The organism is Terriglobus albidus, assembly GCF_008000815.1.
GTDB lineage: Bacteria > Acidobacteriota > Terriglobia > Terriglobales > Acidobacteriaceae > Terriglobus > Terriglobus albidus_A.
Map to the genome: position 1 here is coordinate 3,116,455 of NZ_CP042806.1, position 18,106 is coordinate 3,134,560.

Annotated in this window: 12 protein-coding genes and 2 pseudogenes; 8 read left to right on the forward strand and 6 right to left on the reverse strand. The window is 56.2% G+C overall.

The window, feature by feature from the left end; all coding sequences use genetic code 11:
• Positions 1–5 precede the first annotated feature (5 nt).
• Positions 6–2,489, forward strand: coding sequence for a CHAT domain-containing protein (locus FTW19_RS12345; RefSeq protein WP_187143450.1), 2,484 nt, complete (start codon positions 6–8; stop codon positions 2,487–2,489).
• 3 nt (positions 2,490–2,492) lie between these two features.
• On the opposite strand, the gene FTW19_RS26125 is transcribed toward FTW19_RS12345, so the two are convergent.
• Complete coding sequence (locus FTW19_RS26125) at positions 2,493–2,963, reverse strand: hypothetical protein (RefSeq protein WP_246153782.1); 471 nt, start codon at positions 2,961–2,963, stop codon at positions 2,493–2,495.
• A gap of 169 nt (positions 2,964–3,132) precedes the next feature.
• Positions 3,133–3,414, reverse strand: a pseudogene (locus FTW19_RS26130) (NAD-dependent epimerase/dehydratase family protein); the annotation flags it as partial.
• A 226-nt stretch (positions 3,415–3,640) separates the two neighbouring features.
• On the opposite strand from FTW19_RS26130, the gene FTW19_RS12355 reads away from it, so the two are divergent.
• The 3 genes from FTW19_RS12355 (at position 3,641) to FTW19_RS12365 (ending at position 7,057) form a co-directional block, all read left to right on the forward strand.
• On the forward strand, positions 3,641–5,644 hold the full coding sequence (locus FTW19_RS12355) for a WD40/YVTN/BNR-like repeat-containing protein (protein ID WP_187143451.1): 2,004 nt from the start codon (positions 3,641–3,643) through the stop codon (positions 5,642–5,644).
• Between the two features lie 64 nt (positions 5,645–5,708).
• Positions 5,709–6,146, forward strand: a complete 438-nt coding sequence (locus FTW19_RS12360; RefSeq protein ID WP_147647911.1) for a VOC family protein — start codon at positions 5,709–5,711, stop codon at positions 6,144–6,146.
• 179 nt (positions 6,147–6,325) lie between these two features.
• A complete protein-coding gene (locus FTW19_RS12365) occupies positions 6,326–7,057 on the forward strand; it encodes a TIGR03435 family protein (RefSeq protein ID WP_187143452.1) in 732 nt (243 codons plus the stop codon).
• Between the two features lie 171 nt (positions 7,058–7,228).
• Here the strand turns inward: FTW19_RS12365 and FTW19_RS12370 are convergent, their stop codons facing one another.
• Positions 7,229–9,976, reverse strand: a complete 2,748-nt coding sequence (locus FTW19_RS12370; RefSeq protein WP_147647913.1) for an ABC transporter permease — start codon at positions 9,974–9,976, stop codon at positions 7,229–7,231.
• A gap of 136 nt (positions 9,977–10,112) precedes the next feature.
• Complete coding sequence (locus tag FTW19_RS12375; protein WP_147647914.1) at positions 10,113–10,529, reverse strand: hypothetical protein; 417 nt, start codon at positions 10,527–10,529, stop codon at positions 10,113–10,115.
• Positions 10,530–10,660: 131 nt separating this feature from the next.
• Here FTW19_RS12375 and FTW19_RS12380 point away from each other — a divergent pair, with 131 nt between their 5' ends.
• The 3 genes and pseudogenes from FTW19_RS12380 to FTW19_RS12390 all read left to right on the forward strand — a co-directional run.
• Complete coding sequence (locus FTW19_RS12380; protein ID WP_147647915.1) at positions 10,661–11,401, forward strand: SDR family oxidoreductase; 741 nt, start codon at positions 10,661–10,663, stop codon at positions 11,399–11,401.
• A gap of 217 nt (positions 11,402–11,618) precedes the next feature.
• Complete coding sequence (locus FTW19_RS12385) at positions 11,619–12,914, forward strand: hypothetical protein (protein WP_147647916.1); 1,296 nt, start codon at positions 11,619–11,621, stop codon at positions 12,912–12,914.
• A gap of 252 nt (positions 12,915–13,166) precedes the next feature.
• Positions 13,167–13,286: pseudogene (locus FTW19_RS12390) on the forward strand (SDR family oxidoreductase); the annotation flags it as partial.
• Between the two features lie 171 nt (positions 13,287–13,457).
• Here the strand turns inward: FTW19_RS12390 and FTW19_RS12395 are convergent.
• Positions 13,458–14,141: a TetR/AcrR family transcriptional regulator gene (locus tag FTW19_RS12395; protein WP_187143453.1), complete on the reverse strand. Its 684-nt coding sequence runs from the start codon at positions 14,139–14,141 to the stop codon at positions 13,458–13,460.
• 93 nt (positions 14,142–14,234) lie between these two features.
• Positions 14,235–16,295: a PKD domain-containing protein gene (locus FTW19_RS12400; protein ID WP_222705579.1), complete on the reverse strand. Its 2,061-nt coding sequence runs from the start codon at positions 16,293–16,295 to the stop codon at positions 14,235–14,237.
• Between the two features lie 456 nt (positions 16,296–16,751).
• Between FTW19_RS12400 and FTW19_RS12405 the strand changes: the two genes are divergently transcribed.
• Positions 16,752–17,927, forward strand: a complete 1,176-nt coding sequence (locus tag FTW19_RS12405; RefSeq protein WP_147647919.1) for an FAD-dependent oxidoreductase — start codon at positions 16,752–16,754, stop codon at positions 17,925–17,927.
• The last annotated feature ends 179 nt before the right edge of the window (positions 17,928–18,106 follow it).

Below are 18,106 nucleotides of genomic sequence, written 5' to 3' on the forward strand. Positions count from 1 at the left end.
GATGGTTGCGGACCATTACGGTTGCAGCCACGCTCCTTCTACTGATGCTTCTTAGCGGTTCGCTCCCGGTCAATCCAGAGGCCGAATACCAAACGGCGCGCTTGCACTTTTTGCACGGGCAACTTGAGCAGAGTCAAAACGAGGCGACCCGAGGGTACGCGCGGTATCTCACATCAAAGGGCGATTGGTCCTCCAGATTCCAACTTCTGGAAGCAGAATCGATGTTGTATCGCGGATTGTACAGCGATGTGATGTCTCTTTTAGCAAACTATCCCAGGATTCAAACCAGGACAGATGAGTCCATTCATGAGTTGACGTTAGAGGCTATAGCATTCGCGCGGCTCCACCAGTACGAGGTTTCTAAGCAGAAACTCTCGCAGGCAGAAGACCTTTGCAGCGAAGGCTCATTCGATAGCTGCGGCGGAGTCATGATGGCGCATGGACTTCTAGCTCTAGAGCGCGGAGAGTTTGAGGACAGTAATCAGCAGTTCAAGAACAGTCTTTCCTTTGCTCGTAAGCACAACGATGAATGGCTGCAGACTGCGTCACTGCTGAACATGGGTGCCTCCGCATTACAGCAGGAGCACTTTGATGAAGCGGTGAGCTATTCGGAACAAGGGTTGAAAAGTGCCCGTGCACTGGGGGCCGAGAACAACATTCAAACGGCGCTTGGGAATCTGGGCTGGGCTTACTACGGGCTGGGTGACAACGAGCGAGCATTAGAACTGCTCAAAGAGGCTGAACAACAGGCCGTCAAATTAGGTAACACACGAACTGTGATCAAGTGGCTGGCGGCTGAGGGTACCGTTTATCAAAAGACAGGTGATCTGTCGCAAGCCACCCAGGCATACCGTCAAGCTCTCAACTTAGCAACGCGGATCGGTAGCAAAACAGACATTATCAATTCGCTGGAACGCCTGGCGCATCTCTCTGCGGAACTGGGAAAGCCGCTTGAAGCGAACCAGTACATCAGAGAGGTCACACCGCTAACGAGGGCAAGCGGGAACCGTCTCCATGTGCTGGACATAATGTTAGTTCAGGGGCGGGTTGCCGCCGCGGAGCGCAAAGACAAAGAGGCCGAAGATATATTTCGCACAGTCGAGGAGGATCCAGCAAGCCAAACCTCGATGAGGCTCGGCGCCGGACATCAGCTCGCAAAACTTTACGAGACACAGGGCAAGACTTTAGTCGCCGATCGTACATACAAAGCAACACTCGCTGCGTTTGTACTAGCTCAGGACGAGCTTAAAAACGAAGATTCGAAGTTGCCCTTTGTTGCAAATGCCGCGGCCATCTATGGCGACTATATTCATTTCCTTGTTCAACAAAGTAAACCGGAAGAAGCGCTGGCAGTGGCCGACCAGAGCCGTGCGCGAACGCTGGAGCAGGGGCTAGGTCTTTCCACAAGTAAGAGGACACTCAGCCCTCTCTTGCAGGCTCGAACAGTGGCTCAGAAGTCCGATTCGACGCTCTTGTTTTACTGGCTCGACGAAAAACAATCGTACCTATGGGCAATAACTCCCAAGAAGGTAGCCCTCTATATCCTACCCGCGCGACGCGAAATAACCGATCGTGTTGAACGATACCGAAAAGTTCTGTTGGGGCCGAGTGACCCGTCCAGCTCTGGAAATGAGGATGGGCGTGCGCTGTATCGCATGCTTGTTGCTCCGGCTAGAGACCTGCTTCGTCCAAACTCGCAAGTCGTAGTTCTGGCTGACGGTGCATTGAGCAAGTTGAACTTTGAAACGCTCATTGTTTCCGACTCAGAAGTTGAGCCTCAGGCCTCACATTATTTGGTTGAGGATCTTACGTTACTCTCCGCTCCGTCCATGCTGGTGCTGGCAAATTCGCAGGCTGCGCGTAACGAAGATAAGAAGCTTCTGCTATTGGGAGATGCCGTTTCTCCAGGCCCGGAATATCCTAAGCTGCCGATGGCCGCCACCGAGATGGGTGAGATTGAGAAGCATTTTGCGCAGGGAGAGCAAACTGTCTTTTCTCGCGAACAGGCCACAGCGCACGCGTATTTTCAAAGTGCGCCGGAACACTATGGCTATATACACTTTGTGGCCCATGCAGTGGCGAGCAATACCGCTCCCCTGGACTCAGCAATTCTGCTTTCACGCAATACATCGTCTCAAGACGACTCCTTCAAGCTGTATGCAAGACAAATCCTGCAGCGTCCGATCCATGCGGAGCTGGTAACGATCTCTGCGTGTTACGGCAGCGGGATGCGGTCGTATGCAGGGGAGGGACTTGTCGGCTTGTCCTGGGCCTTTCTGCGTGCTGGAGCCCACAACGTGATTGGTGCGTTGTGGGAAGTGAGCGACGAATCGACGCCGCAGCTGATGGGTGGTCTCTATCAGGGATTGGAAGCTGGCTTAAGTCCCCCGGACGCGCTCCGTCAGGCTAAATTGAAGCTTCTCCATTCGAATAGCAACTTTCGCAAACCATACTATTGGGGCCCCTTCCAGTTATATTCAGGCCTGTAACATCTAGGTGATCTCGGCAATCTCCGTCGAAGCTTCGAAATAGCGCACGTGATCGAGATCCGAAATAAGGCCAGGCTGTCGCGGGAGCCATCCCCATAATTTCTGAGTGGCCGCACTGGAGGCGGGCATATCGAGACTTAGGGCGTGACCGAGAAAACCGAAATGCTCAACCGCTTCGCCCGGAGACTTGCTCACGACGGGTAATCGTAGCCGGTGTCCTATAACCTCAGCAATCTCACGTATCGGCACTCCCTCGTCAGCGACCCCGTTATATGTGGTTCTCGCTGTTTCTCTCTCCAGTGCCAAGCGAAAGAGATGAGCAGCATCGAGCCGATGTATTGCAGGCCAGCGGTTGAGCCCATCTCCCACATACGCCGAGACGCTGCGTTGTCGGGCGATGGCGATCATCTCCGGAATAAATCCGTTGTCTCCTTCGCCATGGACGATTGGGGGGGAGGCGAACCACAGACGCATGCACACCCAGTGCTGTTGCTGTCTGCACTGCCTCTTCTGACGCGATGCGGGGAATTCCGGAAGAGATGGATTGCGGATCCTCTTCGGTTGCGAATTGACCCATAGTGCGAGCCACTCCGGTGCCAGAGGCAACGACCAGAGGACGATTCGAGCCGGCGAGTCCGGAGCCGAGGGCCTCGATCGCCCGGCGATCCATTTCGCAGCTCGTCGTCCAGTTTGTGAAGTCGTGGACGAAGGCTGTATGGATTACACCGTCGCACATCGCTGCTCCGAGACGAAGGCTTTCCTGATCTTCCAGATCACCCCGGTGTATCTCGACGCCCGCAGCGGCCAACGACTTTGCTCCGGCTGCGGAGCGGGTAAGTCCTAATACCCGATGTCCCGCATCGACTAATTCCGTAACGATTGCTGAGCCGATAAAACCCGTTGCTCCTGTGACAAAAACGCGCACACGCCCATCCTGTGCTCATTGTATGAGCCACAAGCTTGATTCTCTTACGATCATGCCCAAGTCGATACACAACTAATCTCCGAGGCCTAACAATCTCGCGTGTGAGTCAGCCTACAAAGCGCGAAGGTTGCCTGCCAAAAAGGTTGCCTTTGCAGCATGAAATTAGAAGGTGCAACAGGAAAACGATATGTGCCGTCTGAGATTCCAGTCGCTTCGGGAGTTAGTTATGAAGGGCTCTTCGTATTACCTGGGTGCTGCATTAGCGATGGGAGTTTGCTGTTCTTCACTGGCACAAAATACCGCACAGTGGACACCATATGGGCCGGGCGGAGGGGACGCCCGGTCGTTTGCGCAGGATCCCTCGGACCATAACCACGTCTACCTTGGAACCTTGCTGGGAACAGTCTATGAGTCCCGTGACGGAGGCAGGAGCTGGGTTCGACTGACACAGATCGAAAATCGAAATGACCTGGCTTTGGACAACCTGGTGGTGGACAGGAGTGACCCCAGGCATCTGGTGGTGGGCGCGTGGGTGCTAGGTAAGACTGATGGAGGCGTGTATGTTTCGCATGATGCCGGCCGTACCTTCACGGCGAACGCAGCGATGAAGGGGCATTCGGTGCGGGCATTGAGCGCGGCTCCTTCGGACGCGAAGGTGCTGGTCGCGGGCGCTCTGGATGGGGTGTATCGATCGGAAGATGGCGGCGAGACGTGGAACCGTATCTCGCCGATAGAGAACAAAGAACTTCATGAGGTGGAGTCGATTGCGATTGATCCCACTGACCCGAAGACGATCTACGCGGGAACCTGGCATCTGCCGTGGAAGACGGTCGATGGAGGAGCGAACTGGACACAGATGACGAAGGGCATCGTTGATGACTCGGATGTCTTTTCAATCATCGTGGACCAGGCGAATGCGCAGAATGTCTATCTCTCTGCTTGTTCCGGAATCTATCGCAGCACAGATAAGGGAGCGAGCTATACGAAGGTGAAGGGTATTCCCTCGACGGCCCGAAGGACTCGTGTGCTGATGGAGGATCCAAAGCAGCCGAACGTGGTGTTTGCCGGAACGACTGAGGGGATCTGGCGCACAGAGGATGCGGGGCAGACGTTTGCCCGCAATGGAGACTTGGCCTGGACCGTGAATGATATCGCCGTGGATGCGTCGGACAGCAATCATGTTCTTTTGGCTACGGACCGACATGGGGTGCTGCTGTCCAACGATGGCGGCAAGAGCTTTACGCAATCGAACCAAGGATTCTCAGCGCGTCAGGTAACAGCAATGCTGACCGATGAAGCCCATCCGCAGTGGCTGTATGTTGGCGTCTTGAATGACAAGACCGCGGGCGGCGTGTTCGTGAGCGAAGACGGCGGGGAACACTGGAAGCAGAAGAGCGAAGGGCTGAAAGGCGCGGATGTACTGTCGCTGTCGCAGGCGCCGAATGGAACACTGCTCGCCGGAACGGTACGTGGGCTTTACCGGATGGAGGGCGAGGTGTGGAAAGCATCGGGAATGGTTTCTCCTCTACAGCCTGAACCAATTCCGGACAAGCAGATCAAGCGCGGCAAACGCATTGTCACGATCAAGGCTCGTCAGCCGCGGCCGAAGCCTGCGGTGGAGACGACGGCGCGCGTGGATTCGATGAGTGTGTCAGGCAGCTCCGTTTTTGCGACCTTGCCCGATGGGGTAATCGTGTCGCAGGACGAGGGACGGCACTGGAATCACATTCGAACCGCAGCGGGCGTGCCGCTTCACAGTGTTGCAGCGACCGGGAAGCGGGTCCTGGCAGCGGGTGGGGACAAGCTGCTGCTGTCTGTGGATGGAGGAGTGAGCTTCCGTGCGATAACGCTACCGTCAGGTCTGGCCGAAACCTGGGCCACGGCCGTGGATGACATGGAGCGCTTGTGGATTGCCGGCAGAGGCGGGTTGTTTTATTCCGAGGACGAAGGCGCCACGTGGAAGATCCATAAGAACCTGTACCTGACGAGCGCGAGCGGCCTGTACTTCGATCGGGCCGGTGGCCGTGTGCTGGTAACGCCAGGAGACCCGGAGACCAAGGTCTATGCGGTAAATACAAGCGCGATGACGGTGACGAGCTGGGATGCAGGGTGGTCTGTAAAGCAGGTACGTCCGGTCGGCGAACGGCTTGCAGGAGCAACGACGTACGAAGGTGTGGTGCTACAACCGAAAGCGGCGAACAGTGATACGGCGGTGGCTGAAAGGCAGTAGGGAGATCGCTCTGGTTGAACTATTCCGAACGAAGCCTGCTGCGCCCACCCTTTAGACTCGACACATGGCGCTCAAACGGATGGACAACGTAGGAATCGTGGTCGATGAACTCGAAGAGACCATTGAGTTCTTTCGAGAGCTCGGACTCGAGCTCGAAGGACGGGCTACGATCGAAGGCGAATGGGCAGGACGTGTCACCGGACTCGGCGATCAGCGCGTCGAGATCGCCATGATGCGCACGCCGGACGGCCACAGCCGTCTCGAACTCTCTCGCTTCCTCACGCCGCCTGTCGTGGCGGATCATCGCAACGCCCCAGTGAATGCTCTAGGCTACCTGCGCGTCATGTTCGCCGTCGATGACATCGACGAGACGCTTGAAAGGCTTCGCAATCGGGGCGCGCAGCTCGTGGGAGAAGTCGTCCGGTATCAGGACTCGTATCGGCTTTGCTACATCCGCGGGCCTGAAGGGATTCTGATCGGGATCGCCCAGGAACTCCGCTAACATAGGCACTGAAGCGCATCGCCCTGTTAGTCTCCTAGGCGTGATGGTTTACGTTCGGAGGGATTGTGCTCAGGACTACTAGACTCGTACCAATCGCGTTGCTGGTAGTTCTCGCGTTTGCCGGTACCGTGCTTGGCCAGTCAAGCTCGCTAGTCTCATCTGCTCAGAGTCAAGTTTCGGTGCCGCTGCCACCCGACGCAGATCCCTCGTTTGAAGTTGCCACTATCAAACCAAGTGACACCACTGCTCCGCACGGCACGGGCATTCGGAGCAACGGCAACCGCGTTGCTGCGTTTAATTTCTCCATCGGCGAGCTCATTGCTTATTCCTATGGTCTTCACGCGAAGCAAATTATCGCCGAAGCGTCATTTCCTCTTGGCACACATTTTGATATCGAAGGTGTACCTAATTTCGTTGGTCATCCGAACATCACACAATCACGACGGATGTTTCAAAGGCTGCTTGTTTCTCGTTTCAAGCTTGAGTTTCGCTATGAATCCCGCGAGCTTTCGGCATACGTGATCCAAGTTGCCAAAGGGGGACCCAAGCTCGTACAGACTACGCGGAAGCCCAGCGATCGCACAGGCTTCTCTTACAACTGCCAGGTCGTCCTCACCGTCCGGAATGCTTCTATTGCCGACGTAGCGAGAGGCATGCAAGAGGCCTTCATGGACAAACCCGTCGTCGATCAAACCGGCCTGCATGACCGATACGACTTCGACCTCAAGTGGACGCCTGATGAATCACAGAGCTACTGTCCCGTCGATTCGTCGCACTCCAATAACGATCCCGAGGCTCCTCCGGGGCTTTACACCGCGATTCAAGAACAGATTGGGCTGAAGCTTGTTCCCACAAAAGCCTCGGTACAAGTGATGGTCATCGACCACATTGAAGCGCCCTCTGAAAACTAGGCGACGTCGGAAGTTGTGCCACTGCCCGGCTGTCACTGAGTATTCCGGAAGGGACGTGCAACGGCGTTTTCATTGCGGCAAACGCCCATGGATGGGAAGCCCCGCTCTCTACACCTACAGAGAAAATGCTCTAAGCACAAAGGCGATGATGTAGAGCGGCGAATGCCGGCCTCATTCATGTCGCAACGCGCGGATAGGATCAATGCGCGATGCTCGCCGCGCGGGGCCAAGCGCGGCTAACAGCGCAATGATAGCCAGCAACGCCGCGGCGGTTATCAACGTCAGCGGATCGGAGGGCTTCAATCCGTACAGCATTGCGCTAAGGAAGCGCCCCAGCCATAGCGCTCCACCTATGCCTATCGCGACACCTGCCAGAGTCATCCACGACACCTCGCGCAGCACTATCGAGAGGACCTGGTCCGCGCGGGCTCCGAGAGCCATGCGGATGCCGATCTCGCTCGTACGGCGGGCTACGGTGTAGCTCATGATGCCATAGATGCCGATGCTGGCGAGGAGGAGGGCAAGCAGACCGAAGCCGGCGGTGAGTCGCGCGAAGATGCGTTCGTTGGAGAGGCTGGAGTCGATCTGTTGGGTCATGGTACGGACTTCGATCAGAGGCAGGTTTGGATCGAGTGAGGCAACGGCGGCTCGGGCCTGATTGACGATGCCGGCGGGCTCGGCGAAAGTGCGAAGCTCGACGACCATGCGGCTCACATTATCAGGATGCTGCTGGTAGGGAAGATAGAAGAGCGGAGGCGTAGGGGTGCGAAGATTGGCGTAGCGGGTGTCGGCGGCGATGCCGATGATCTGGATGGGGCCGTCCGCGTCCTCGTTTTCGAAGGTCTGGCCGAGAGGGTCCTGGTTGGGGAAGTATTTCTGTGCAAGAGTCTGGTTGACGACCGCGACCTTGGGTGATGTATGGGTGTCGTGCGTGTTGAAGCCACGGCCGCGCATGATGGAGATACCAAGCGTGGAGAGGAAATCGGTGCCGACGATGTTCATCTGAACGCGGCGCTCACCCTCGACAGTAGGGCGGCCGGAGACGTGGAAGGTGGAACCTGAGTAACCGTCACCGACGATAGCGATTGTGCTCAACGAGACCGAGCGAACGCCAGGGATTGTGGCCAGTTTTTCTTCAAGCTGGCGATAGAGCGCGGTGCTTTGCGGGCCCGTGTAGCGGGTTTTCGGAGGGGCAAGGCGGAAGAGAAGGATGTTGTCTGGCCGGAAGCCAAGCGCAGTGTGGTTGAGGTTGACGAGAGTCCGCACGAAAAGCCCGGCTCCGATGAGCAGGATTGCCGAAAGTGCGATCTGGAAGATGACAAGACCTTTGCCGAGACCCATCTTCTGACGGCTGGAAGTGGCGTGGGTTGTGTCCTTGAGACCAGAGTTGACATTCGTGCGTGTAGCCTGCCATGCGGGAGCGAGACCGAAGAGAATTCCAGTTGCGAGAGAGATACCAACAGTGAAGGCAATGACCCGTCCATCGAAGTCAAGCTGGATCGTCTCCGGGTTCCACGATTTTGCGAGGAGCCGTGGGATGAGGTTTCGACCGAGATAGCCGACGAGCAGGCCGGCGGTACCTCCGAGTGAGGAGAGCAGCAGGCTTTCAGTGAGCATCTGGCGCACAATGTGTGCGCGGCCTGCTCCAAGGGCGAGGCGTGTGCTTACCTCGCGTTCGCGGGTCGCCGCCCGGGCGAGCAGTAGGTTGGCAAGGTTGACGCAGGCCAGCAGAAGCACGAGGCCGGAGAGTGCGAGCAGCATGTAGGAGGGCTTGGCGAACGCGTCCTTCAGGTAGTCGAGGCCGCGGTCTCCGGGCTGGAACCGGAGATGGAATTGAGTGGGAGCTTTTCCGTCCGGCATACCTGCGGCTGCAGCCTGGCGCAGAATAGCGTCGAGCCTGGCTTGCGCGCTGATCTCAGGAACGTCAGGACGCAGGCGTGCCATGACGAGCAGCCACCAGGATTGAGGGTTGTTGAGCAGGGAGGCGCTGCTGTTTTGAGGGCGCGGTAGAAGCACCGGCTGCGTGACAATGGGAACGAAGACTTGTGTAACGGTGTCTATCTGCAGACCGGTGAAGCTGCCTGGGGCGATGCCTACGATGGTGGCGGGAATGCCATTGAGTGAGATCGTTCTGCCGAGCGCGGAGGGAGAACGGGCGAAATGAGCGGCCCAGTAGGCTTCGCTGATGACGGCGACCGGGCCTGCGCTGGTGTCGGTGTCGTCTGCGGCTGTAAGGGTGCGGCCGAGTAGGGGCTGGACTCCGAGCGCGTTGAAGGTATCACCACTCACGAATTCGGCGGAGACGAGATCGGCGGGGTGACCGTCCACAGCAGCGGTCATCTGGACGTCCTTGAAGGCGAAGAGGTACTGGAAGGCTTCGGTCTGCTTGTGCAGTTCTTCAAAAACGGGGTAGGAGAACGATGAGCTGATGTGGTCGCCACTCGCGTTGGAAGAAGCATCACCCCAGACGAGTGGTACCTTCTGATCGTGACCGGCGACCCAGGTGAGCATGCGGAGCTGTTTCGGGTCTTTGACGGGCAGGGTATCGAGGAGAACTTTTTTTGCGACAGCGAAGATGGCGGTGTTGGCGCCGATGCCCAGAGCGAGGGAGGTGATGGCGACGAGGGCAAGTGTGGGGTTACGGCGGAGCTGACGCACGCTGAAGCGGAGATCGCGTCCAAGATTGGAGAGGGACATGATCGAGCGCATCTCTCTCCGGCTTTGCTTCAAGAGGGTCGTATTACCGAATTGACGGCGCGCCGCCGAAGCAGCCTCTTCAGGTCGCATCCCCTGGCGAATGAATCGCTCCGTGAGGAGCTGCAGATGCAACCGCATCTCGTCGTCGAATTCGTGATCGGCTTTTCGACGGCCGAACATCCCGCTGAGCTTTGCCGCGAAAACATGGAATCTGGAGGTCATCACGGTCACTCCTTTGGACAATGCATAGAAGCTAGCAGTACTCCTTTGCAATGTCCATAGGAAAGATGGAAAGGCAAAAGCAGCCCGGGAACTTGCATTCGTCAGGAGCTTATATCGTCTGCGCTTTCGATAGGCGTTATCGTTGCGGTCTTTTCGTCTCAATCAGTAGACGGTAGGTAACTATGCCAATTGCTCCTGACAATGAGGCCAAAGCAGGCCATCCAATATTCTCAGCACGATAGAGTTGCTCTTCACGATCTATCGCTAAGAAAATGATTGCACCTGCAACTGCACCAAGAAGCCCTAGACCCCAAATGGGCATTTGAATCACCCGATGGCCTGCCAAAACCATTGGGATGCCTACGACGATCCACGCGATTGCAAAGATAGGAATGCCCGATATAAGGGCCGCCAGTACTCCATAAGGTGATTTAACGGAGATCCCGAATGCTGCTGCGGCGGCTAGCCAGCTCACTCCGAGGGCTACGAAGGACGAGACGACACGCGGGAAAAGAGACCGGCTTTGGGACGTGATCAGATTTGTCTTTGCCATGATGAATCGACCTGCCCTCGGCTTTTCCAGGAGACCCACTTTTGCTAAGAGCAGAGTGCCTGGCGTAGAAAAGATGGGAAGCTCCATCGCTATTCTGCGATGAGAAGACTCTCAAAGCAAAGGAACTTACGATGAAGCGAACGGCATTGGTAACTGGAGCATCGCGAGGTCTTGGGCGTGCTATCGCACTCGAACTCGGCGCATCCGGCATGAATGTGGTCGTCAACTACTTCAACGGCAAAGACGGAGCTGAAGATATTTGCGATCAGATCCACAAGCTCGGTGCGCAAGCCCTGGCCGTAAAGGCTGACGTTCGAAATCCCGCGGAGATAGACGCGCTCGTCACGGAGGCTGAGAAGGCTTTCGGGGGCATCGACATCTTGATCGTCAATGCGACAGGACCTCAGCCGATGCTTTCGATCGAAGAGCAGACGTGGGAAAGCTATCTCGATCAATTGGAGTTTTTTGTGAAGTCTCCGCTACTTCTGCTCAAGCGTGTTCTTCCCCGTATGAGAGAGAAGCGGTTTGGCCGCATCATTCAGATCGGAAGCGAAGTCTTCGAATTGGGAAACCATCGGTTCGCCAATTATGTGGCAGCAAAAGGCGCTCAGCTTGGGCAGACCCGTTCCTGGGCACGCGAACTGGCGCCGACCGGCATTACCGTGAATCTGGTTGCCCCCGGCTGGATACCCACGGAGCGGCACGTCGGCACTCCCCAGGCAGAGATAGACCAGTATCTGCAAACCCTGCCGACAAAGAAGATGGGAGTTCCTCAAGATGTCGCGAAGGCGGTGGCCTTCCTCGCGAGCGACGGGGCTGGATTTGTCACGGGACAGAAAATTTCGGTGAATGGCTCCAATACGCTCGAGTAGATGAGCGAGCGCTATTGGAAGTTTGCCGATTTGATACTTATAAGGCGGCTTGTGGGTAACGACAGCTCTGTGAGCTTCCGATAAGTGCGTTTATAAGCGCTTATATAAAGCAAGCCTCCGTCAACCGAGGTCGTCGTAGTTGTGCAGCTCCACGAAGTTGCTGTAATAACGTTTGAAATCGGCTGCGATAAAATGGGTGTCTCCCATGAGGGCTTCAGTGAACTACTTCGCCTACTTGCTCTATGCGTATTGCACCCTAATGGCCTCCGGGCAAACGTCTGCCACGAATACAGCCGCCGATGATGCGTTGCTGGACAGAATGATCGCAGCCAATGTACTCACAACTCCGGGTGCTCCTCCTTTTCACGCCATCCTCGAAATTACCAGTGAGTCTTCCAGTTCCACCGAGCACCATGGCCGGATCGAGGTGTTCTGGGAAGATCCAACTAGCTACTCCCTCAAATTGGATACGCCGGAATTCGGTCAAACCCTTATCGTTAGTGGCGACCAGGTTCAGGAGTCCGACAGCGGAGATTTCTATCCCGGTTGGGTGCAAAACTTTGTCGCGGCCCTGCTTGATCCGATGGCGCGCGCAAAAGACCTTCGTGGTCACCCGAACGCCTACAATGACTTTCCAGCCGCCGCTGCTTACTGCATCAAACGCGATGACCGTCGCAACGGCATTACAGATGACCTCACCTTCGCTCAGGTCTGCTACAACAAGTCATTGGGCACGAACCTCTCCTACACACTCGACTTTACCCACTATCTCGGTTTGGAGAATTTCAGACAGTTCCATGAAAAGTCGATTGCTCACACCTATCACACCAGTACTCGCGACGACACCAAACTGCAGGGTGTACTCACAACACTTGAAGACTGGAAACCTGATAGAACGCTGCTAACCATTACGAACCCGACGGCACCGTCCGGCCGCATTCTTACCAGCATCGTCTCTACCGCAACTGAAGAGTCCCTTGTTCAGGTTGCGCCCAAGGACATCCACTGGCCGCCCGTTCGCGAAGGCCGACTTGAAGGCTATCTCATCGTCCATGCCATTACCGACCGTACAGGGCAGGTCCGCGAAGCCTCTCCATACAACTCAGACGATAATCGAGAACTTGCTCCCTTCGATAAACAGGTCGCGATGCAGTATAAATTCAAGCCATTCTTAGTGGACGGAGTTCCGAGACAGATGGAAATGCCTCTTGTCCTTCACTTCACCACAACTGCCGGTGAGCCCATCCCTGAACTGAATGACGCTCAGACACGTAAGTTGATCACCGGTTGCGATCTGCCACATGAAATTTCTGATCCGCCGTCTGCTGGCCAACAAATTGAAATCATCTTTTCAGTTAATGCGGAAGGACACATGGGAACAGTCGGGAGTTCAGATCGCAAGATTCCTGTGCTGAGTCTTTTTCGTCGGTTCCAGAGTTGTAAGTTTGGGCTCTACTCTCAAAAAGGGAAGGTCACACAGTACCACGCGCACCTGAGTGTTAAAGCGCAGTAAGAAACCAGCAATGATAGCGCCGGTATCGATTCGTTCTACGCCGAGCGCGTAAGTGTGAGCACGGTGATATCGTCCCTGAGATCCGCGCGCAAGCCAGGCTCGACGCTATTCTGCGCCAGGCTGCAGCCGCAGGTATGCCGGACGGAAAAGCTCCCACTCAATTCCATCTCCAGTTCCAGCCCGGAGACCGCGGCCTCGACTACCTGAAGGACGCGTTCGCCAAGCCCTCCTACATGCTGCTCGCACTTTCCGACAAAGAAGATGGGAGTTCCTCAAGATGTCGCGAAGGCGGTGGCCTTTCTCGCGAGCGACGGGGCTGGATTTGTCACGGGTCAGAAAATTTCGGTGAATGGCTCCAATACGCTCGAGTAAAGGAACGCCGGGGCTTGCAGTGAAGTATCTCTATGGCTTCTGGGTCATGTTAGTCTGCGGGTTTCCGATAAGCGCGTTTATCAGTATCAATTCCGCCGTCACGCCCTATTTGAACATCTCGTGATTGCATTGCGCTGTTCTCGCGTTTCGAGAGCGCTTCACAGTATTGCTCTAGAGAACTCGACGTATCGGGAGTGGATTAGCTGAGCGCCCGTCCTCTTTACCTCTATTCTTCTTCTTCAAGCTGCCCGGCGCAGTGTTGAGAGTGGTGATCTTTTCGAGCTCCGCCTCAGCGTGCTTCGCAGCAGCTTCAAGCGTTTTCTCTTCTCCGAGAAACCATGCGCCAATCGCCGCATTCATCAGGATCAATGTGACTCCTGCGAGAAGTCTCACCCTGAGATCGTTGCGACTGGCACGTCGCGCACGGGAGGCAAAGGCTTCGGCGATGGCGTCTTCCACCAGGTGCTTCCTGGAGAGATAGGCCTGCCGTGCGGTCGGGTGACTCGTGGAAATCGCAATGAGCTGCCGCGCACGGGACTCGGGTTGTTTGTTGTATTGCACGCCGGCAAGCAGGGTCTGGTGAATCACTTCCATATCGGTGCACTCTGGCGGTGCAGCGCGGATAGCGGCAACCAGAACTGCACCATAGTCCATAACACTTCTTCCGAGGAGATCATCCTTGGTGGCGAAGTAGCGGAAGAAAGTGCGCTTGGAGATCCCGGCAGCTTTCGCGATCTCGGCCACTTCTGTCTGATCGAAGCCCTTCTTTTCGAATAAGGCGATCGCCGCATCCAGGATCGCGTTGCTGACGAGTTCCTGCTTCCGGGACCTCAGGTCTTTTTTCTGTTCGGTCAAGATGCCACACCAGTCTGGATCGTTATCTGTTAAGTCGATGCCAAGCCTATGAAACTGTATCCCGCTCGTATCTTCATGAGAACCTCTATGCACCTACCTTACGGTCACCCGCATGGAGGTTAGATTCTGAACCAAACCAAAGGACGTGTTCGCGTCGCCTTCGCGTTGGGCCGTTACTCTAACCACAGGGAAGTAGGTTCCGGGACGAACGAAGCGATGCACCTCTTCAAAAGCGAACTGGCGACCAATCGAGACCGCCTGCGACGTGAATCGGCCATCGCCTTCGAAATCCCACTCGACCTTGACGATCTTGCCAGCAGAAGGCGGTGTCTGAGCCTTCGCCCAAAAAATAACGTCCCTTCCTTTCTTCACCACGGCTATGGGATGGGAGGACAAATTCGATGTTTTGCCGGCGGCTAATGTCACGACGGGCTGAATGCCCCGACGAAGCTCAGCGTCGGGCTCAAGTCGCACCTGGTTTTCGGCATCTATTCGATAGTTGGTACTCTCAGGCGGCGCGATGCCCTGAGCGACCCACGCATCCAAATCCAGCAGTGCCTGCTGCACCTCTCCGAGATAGCTTACGATGTGGTCGGCCGCGTGTGCGGAATGCTCGAACGCAACACCAGCACTATAGCCCGCAATGTCCGGGCCATGATCGGCATTGTCCATATACCAAAGTCGAAAGCTGCCGGACAGGTCACCCAACGCGCCTAGCGCCTGCTGCCGATACCAGTCCGCTGACCACGGGTAGGCTGAAACATCAAGAACCGACTCCGCCATGATCATCTTTCCGTGGAATCGCCCGCTCGCTACGGATCCTGCGCTTGATGCGTTCAGTATCGGACCGATGATCACGCCACGCTGCGGATATAGCGGAGCACCGTCCCTCTTTACATACTGATCCCAACCGTACTCGTGTGGCGTTGGCACCTGATGGCGCGAGTAGTACTCGAGAGCGATAGCCCAAGAGTTGTCGAGCCGGACCGCAGTTCCCGAGGTGATTCCCGATGCATTCACAACCTTGACCTTGTTGCCTTCGATTCCAGTGATCACGACCGATTGGCCAGCCTTTGGACCGTCCACGATGATTAAGTCGCCGTTCAGCAGATCCTTGGACGGCTCCAGACCGAGCACTAATTCGTTGCCCTCACCATTGTTCTTGACGGTCGTGTCTTGCCGAACCCGAGCAGCCTGAACCGATGACTCCTTCCCCTCATATCCCGGTTTGCTCCAGAAATCCTCGACATAGCTGGGGTCGATGGAACGGACTGCACCTTCCACCGCCCAAAACCCGCCGCCGTTCAGGGTGGCGTACTGCCACCAGGCTCTTAGCGGGAACCCGAGCCGGGTCACTTCTCTGAGAGTGTTCCGTTGCTCGGCATTCAGCCCCGCATAGGGATCTCCACTGCCACCTGGCGCTACGGCATCGGCTATCTGTGGCAGCTTGTCACGCAGCACCCGCAACGCCAGCAGTTGCGAGGCCATGAAGTTGGGGATGGCATTTGGAACGCCGAACACCATCGGCACTGCACCGTCCCAGACGCCGCTGGTGTTCTCCATTGAGCCAACAGTCTGGTACGCGCCTCCGCTGGCCCCGTAAAGGTAGCCACGCGGTCGGGCATCCGTCTTGTATATCTCTTTGGCGATAAGGCGTGAGTATTTGGCGGCTGCCGCGTTCGTGCGGTATGCCGCGAGCGGTCCGCCTGCAGGTACGCCACCCGCATTGTTTGTCGAAACCACATACGCACCGCTCGACAGCGCGAACACCACTGAGCAGGTTGACGTACCGATCTCAGGACAGCCGGGAGCGGCATCTTCCACACCGATGGTTGGATAGGTCGTCTGGAAGAACCGGTCTTTATACTTCTCTGCCGTTGGGAAGTAGAAAGAAAACCGGGCATTGGTTCCGCTGAAGCCGCCATGAACGTATGTGAAACTGACCGACACCCCGGAAGCTTTGTCGGTCATGGTGCCGGGCCTCCGCACATCGACGTATGGCTTGCTCAACTCTGGATCGTTACAGCTCTCGGTGATGAATAGAGGGCCGTGAACTGCCTGCGCCTCGCAAGCAGATGTGACCGGTGGCGCTTGATCCACAACACTTGCTTTTTGCGGAACTTCTGCAAAGGCCAAGCCAAAGGTGAGGAGCATCGAAGAGATTCCAACGCTCCATCGCAGTCGGATCTGAATCGCAGGGTAGTCAGTGTTGCGGCCAGTTCTTTGAATACGATGACCATATTCCACTTCGACACCTCTTCCCAGGCATACGGATGATCTGTCGCTATATTGATGGCACTTGATGCCAAAGTCAACACTAGATGCCATATTGTATTAAGTTGCCATTGCGCTAACCGACGCCGGATTACTACTCATAAGTCGGCTTTTCGTCAGCAATCTTCGGATCTTGTGAGGGTTGCTTCAGGCGCTTGGACGAATGCCAATCCGGTACAAGGATCAGGACTGATTTCCTGGTTCTGTTTCCTCAAGGAAGGCTAAACGAATTAATTCCGCTCCTTGCGTTGCAGCACTTCATCAGATCCTGTGAGCCAAATCCGTACATTCGGGAACGGGGCACTTGATTCAGGCTGAAGGGCCGGGAAGATCACTATGAACGCTATTCGTGGAAAGAAGATCGCCATTGTCGGCGGAGGACCAGGCGGCCTTACTCTGGCACGGCTGCTACAGCAAAGCGGCGCGCGGGTGTCGGTGTACGAGCGTGATCAAAGCCGCAGTGCACGAGTCCAGGGCAGCGCATTAGACCTCCACGAAGACTCTGGACTGGCAGCCCTGGAAGCCGCCGGCCTGACAGAAGCCTTCTGGGCGAACCATCGACCAGATCTCAACAACCTCCGCCTTACCGATGAAAACGGTACGGTTCTTCACGATCACTCTCGCCGGATGTCCGGTCCGGAGAAACGTCCTGAGATCGAACGTGGTCCTCTGCGCGATCTCCTGCTCGATTCGCTTGAGCCTGATACGGTGCAGTGGGACTGCAAGCTGGAGTCTTCAGAGATTCAGGGGGAGCAGGTCTTGTTACGCTTTGCAGGCGGAAAGACAGCACTGGCCGACATCGCCATCGGCAGCGATGGCGCAAACTCCCGCTTGCGTGAGCTGGTTACTCCCATCCGGCCGCAGTATGTCGGCGTGTCGCTCGTAGAGGGCCTTATTCCTGCGGCGAAGCAGACAATACCGGAGTTGTGGGATCTTCTCGGAGGCTCAGCCTTGATCGCTTTAGGAGGCGAAAGGACGATTGGCATAGGAACTAAGCCGGATGAGAGCGTGTTGCTGTATGCGGGTTTGAAGACAGATGATCGTGCGGTGAGGCAGAGCCTTGAGGAGGCAGTCGATCCGGATCAGCGAGTCGGATGGTTCCGCGCAAACTTCAAAGGGTGGAGTGACCGATGGGAACCACTCTTTAGAGAAGCCGTTTCGATGGTATGGCGTCCGCTCCTTGTTTGCCCGATGGATCAACCTTGGAAGTCGAAGCCAAATGTTACGCTGATTGGCGATGCAGCGCATGTCATGCCGCCCTATGCGGGCGAAGGTGTGAACATGGCGATGCTCGACGCCCTGGTCCTGTCGAAGCTTCTTCTTAGCGAGGCCTCTTCTTCTGACGCCATTGCGGCCTATGAGGCGGAAATGTTTGCCCGGATGCGGCGTATGACGGCAGACACCATGGTTAACACGGAAATGTTCTATGCGCCGGATGCCTGCGAGCGCGTCGTGGCTTTGTTCCGCAGCTTCGCGGCGAAAGAAGCGATTCCACCATCCTCGGAGGCTTGAGGTTCGGTGAACAGGGGAATGAACGGCTATCGGAAGTTGCCGAGTTGGAATTCACAAGGCGGTTGTGGATAACGACAGTCTGCGGTCTTCTGCTGCGTGCGTTTATCGATTCCATGGAAGAACTTTCCGGGTGTTCGGAATATTTTTCATCCTCTAACCGATGAGAACGCGTATAAGTT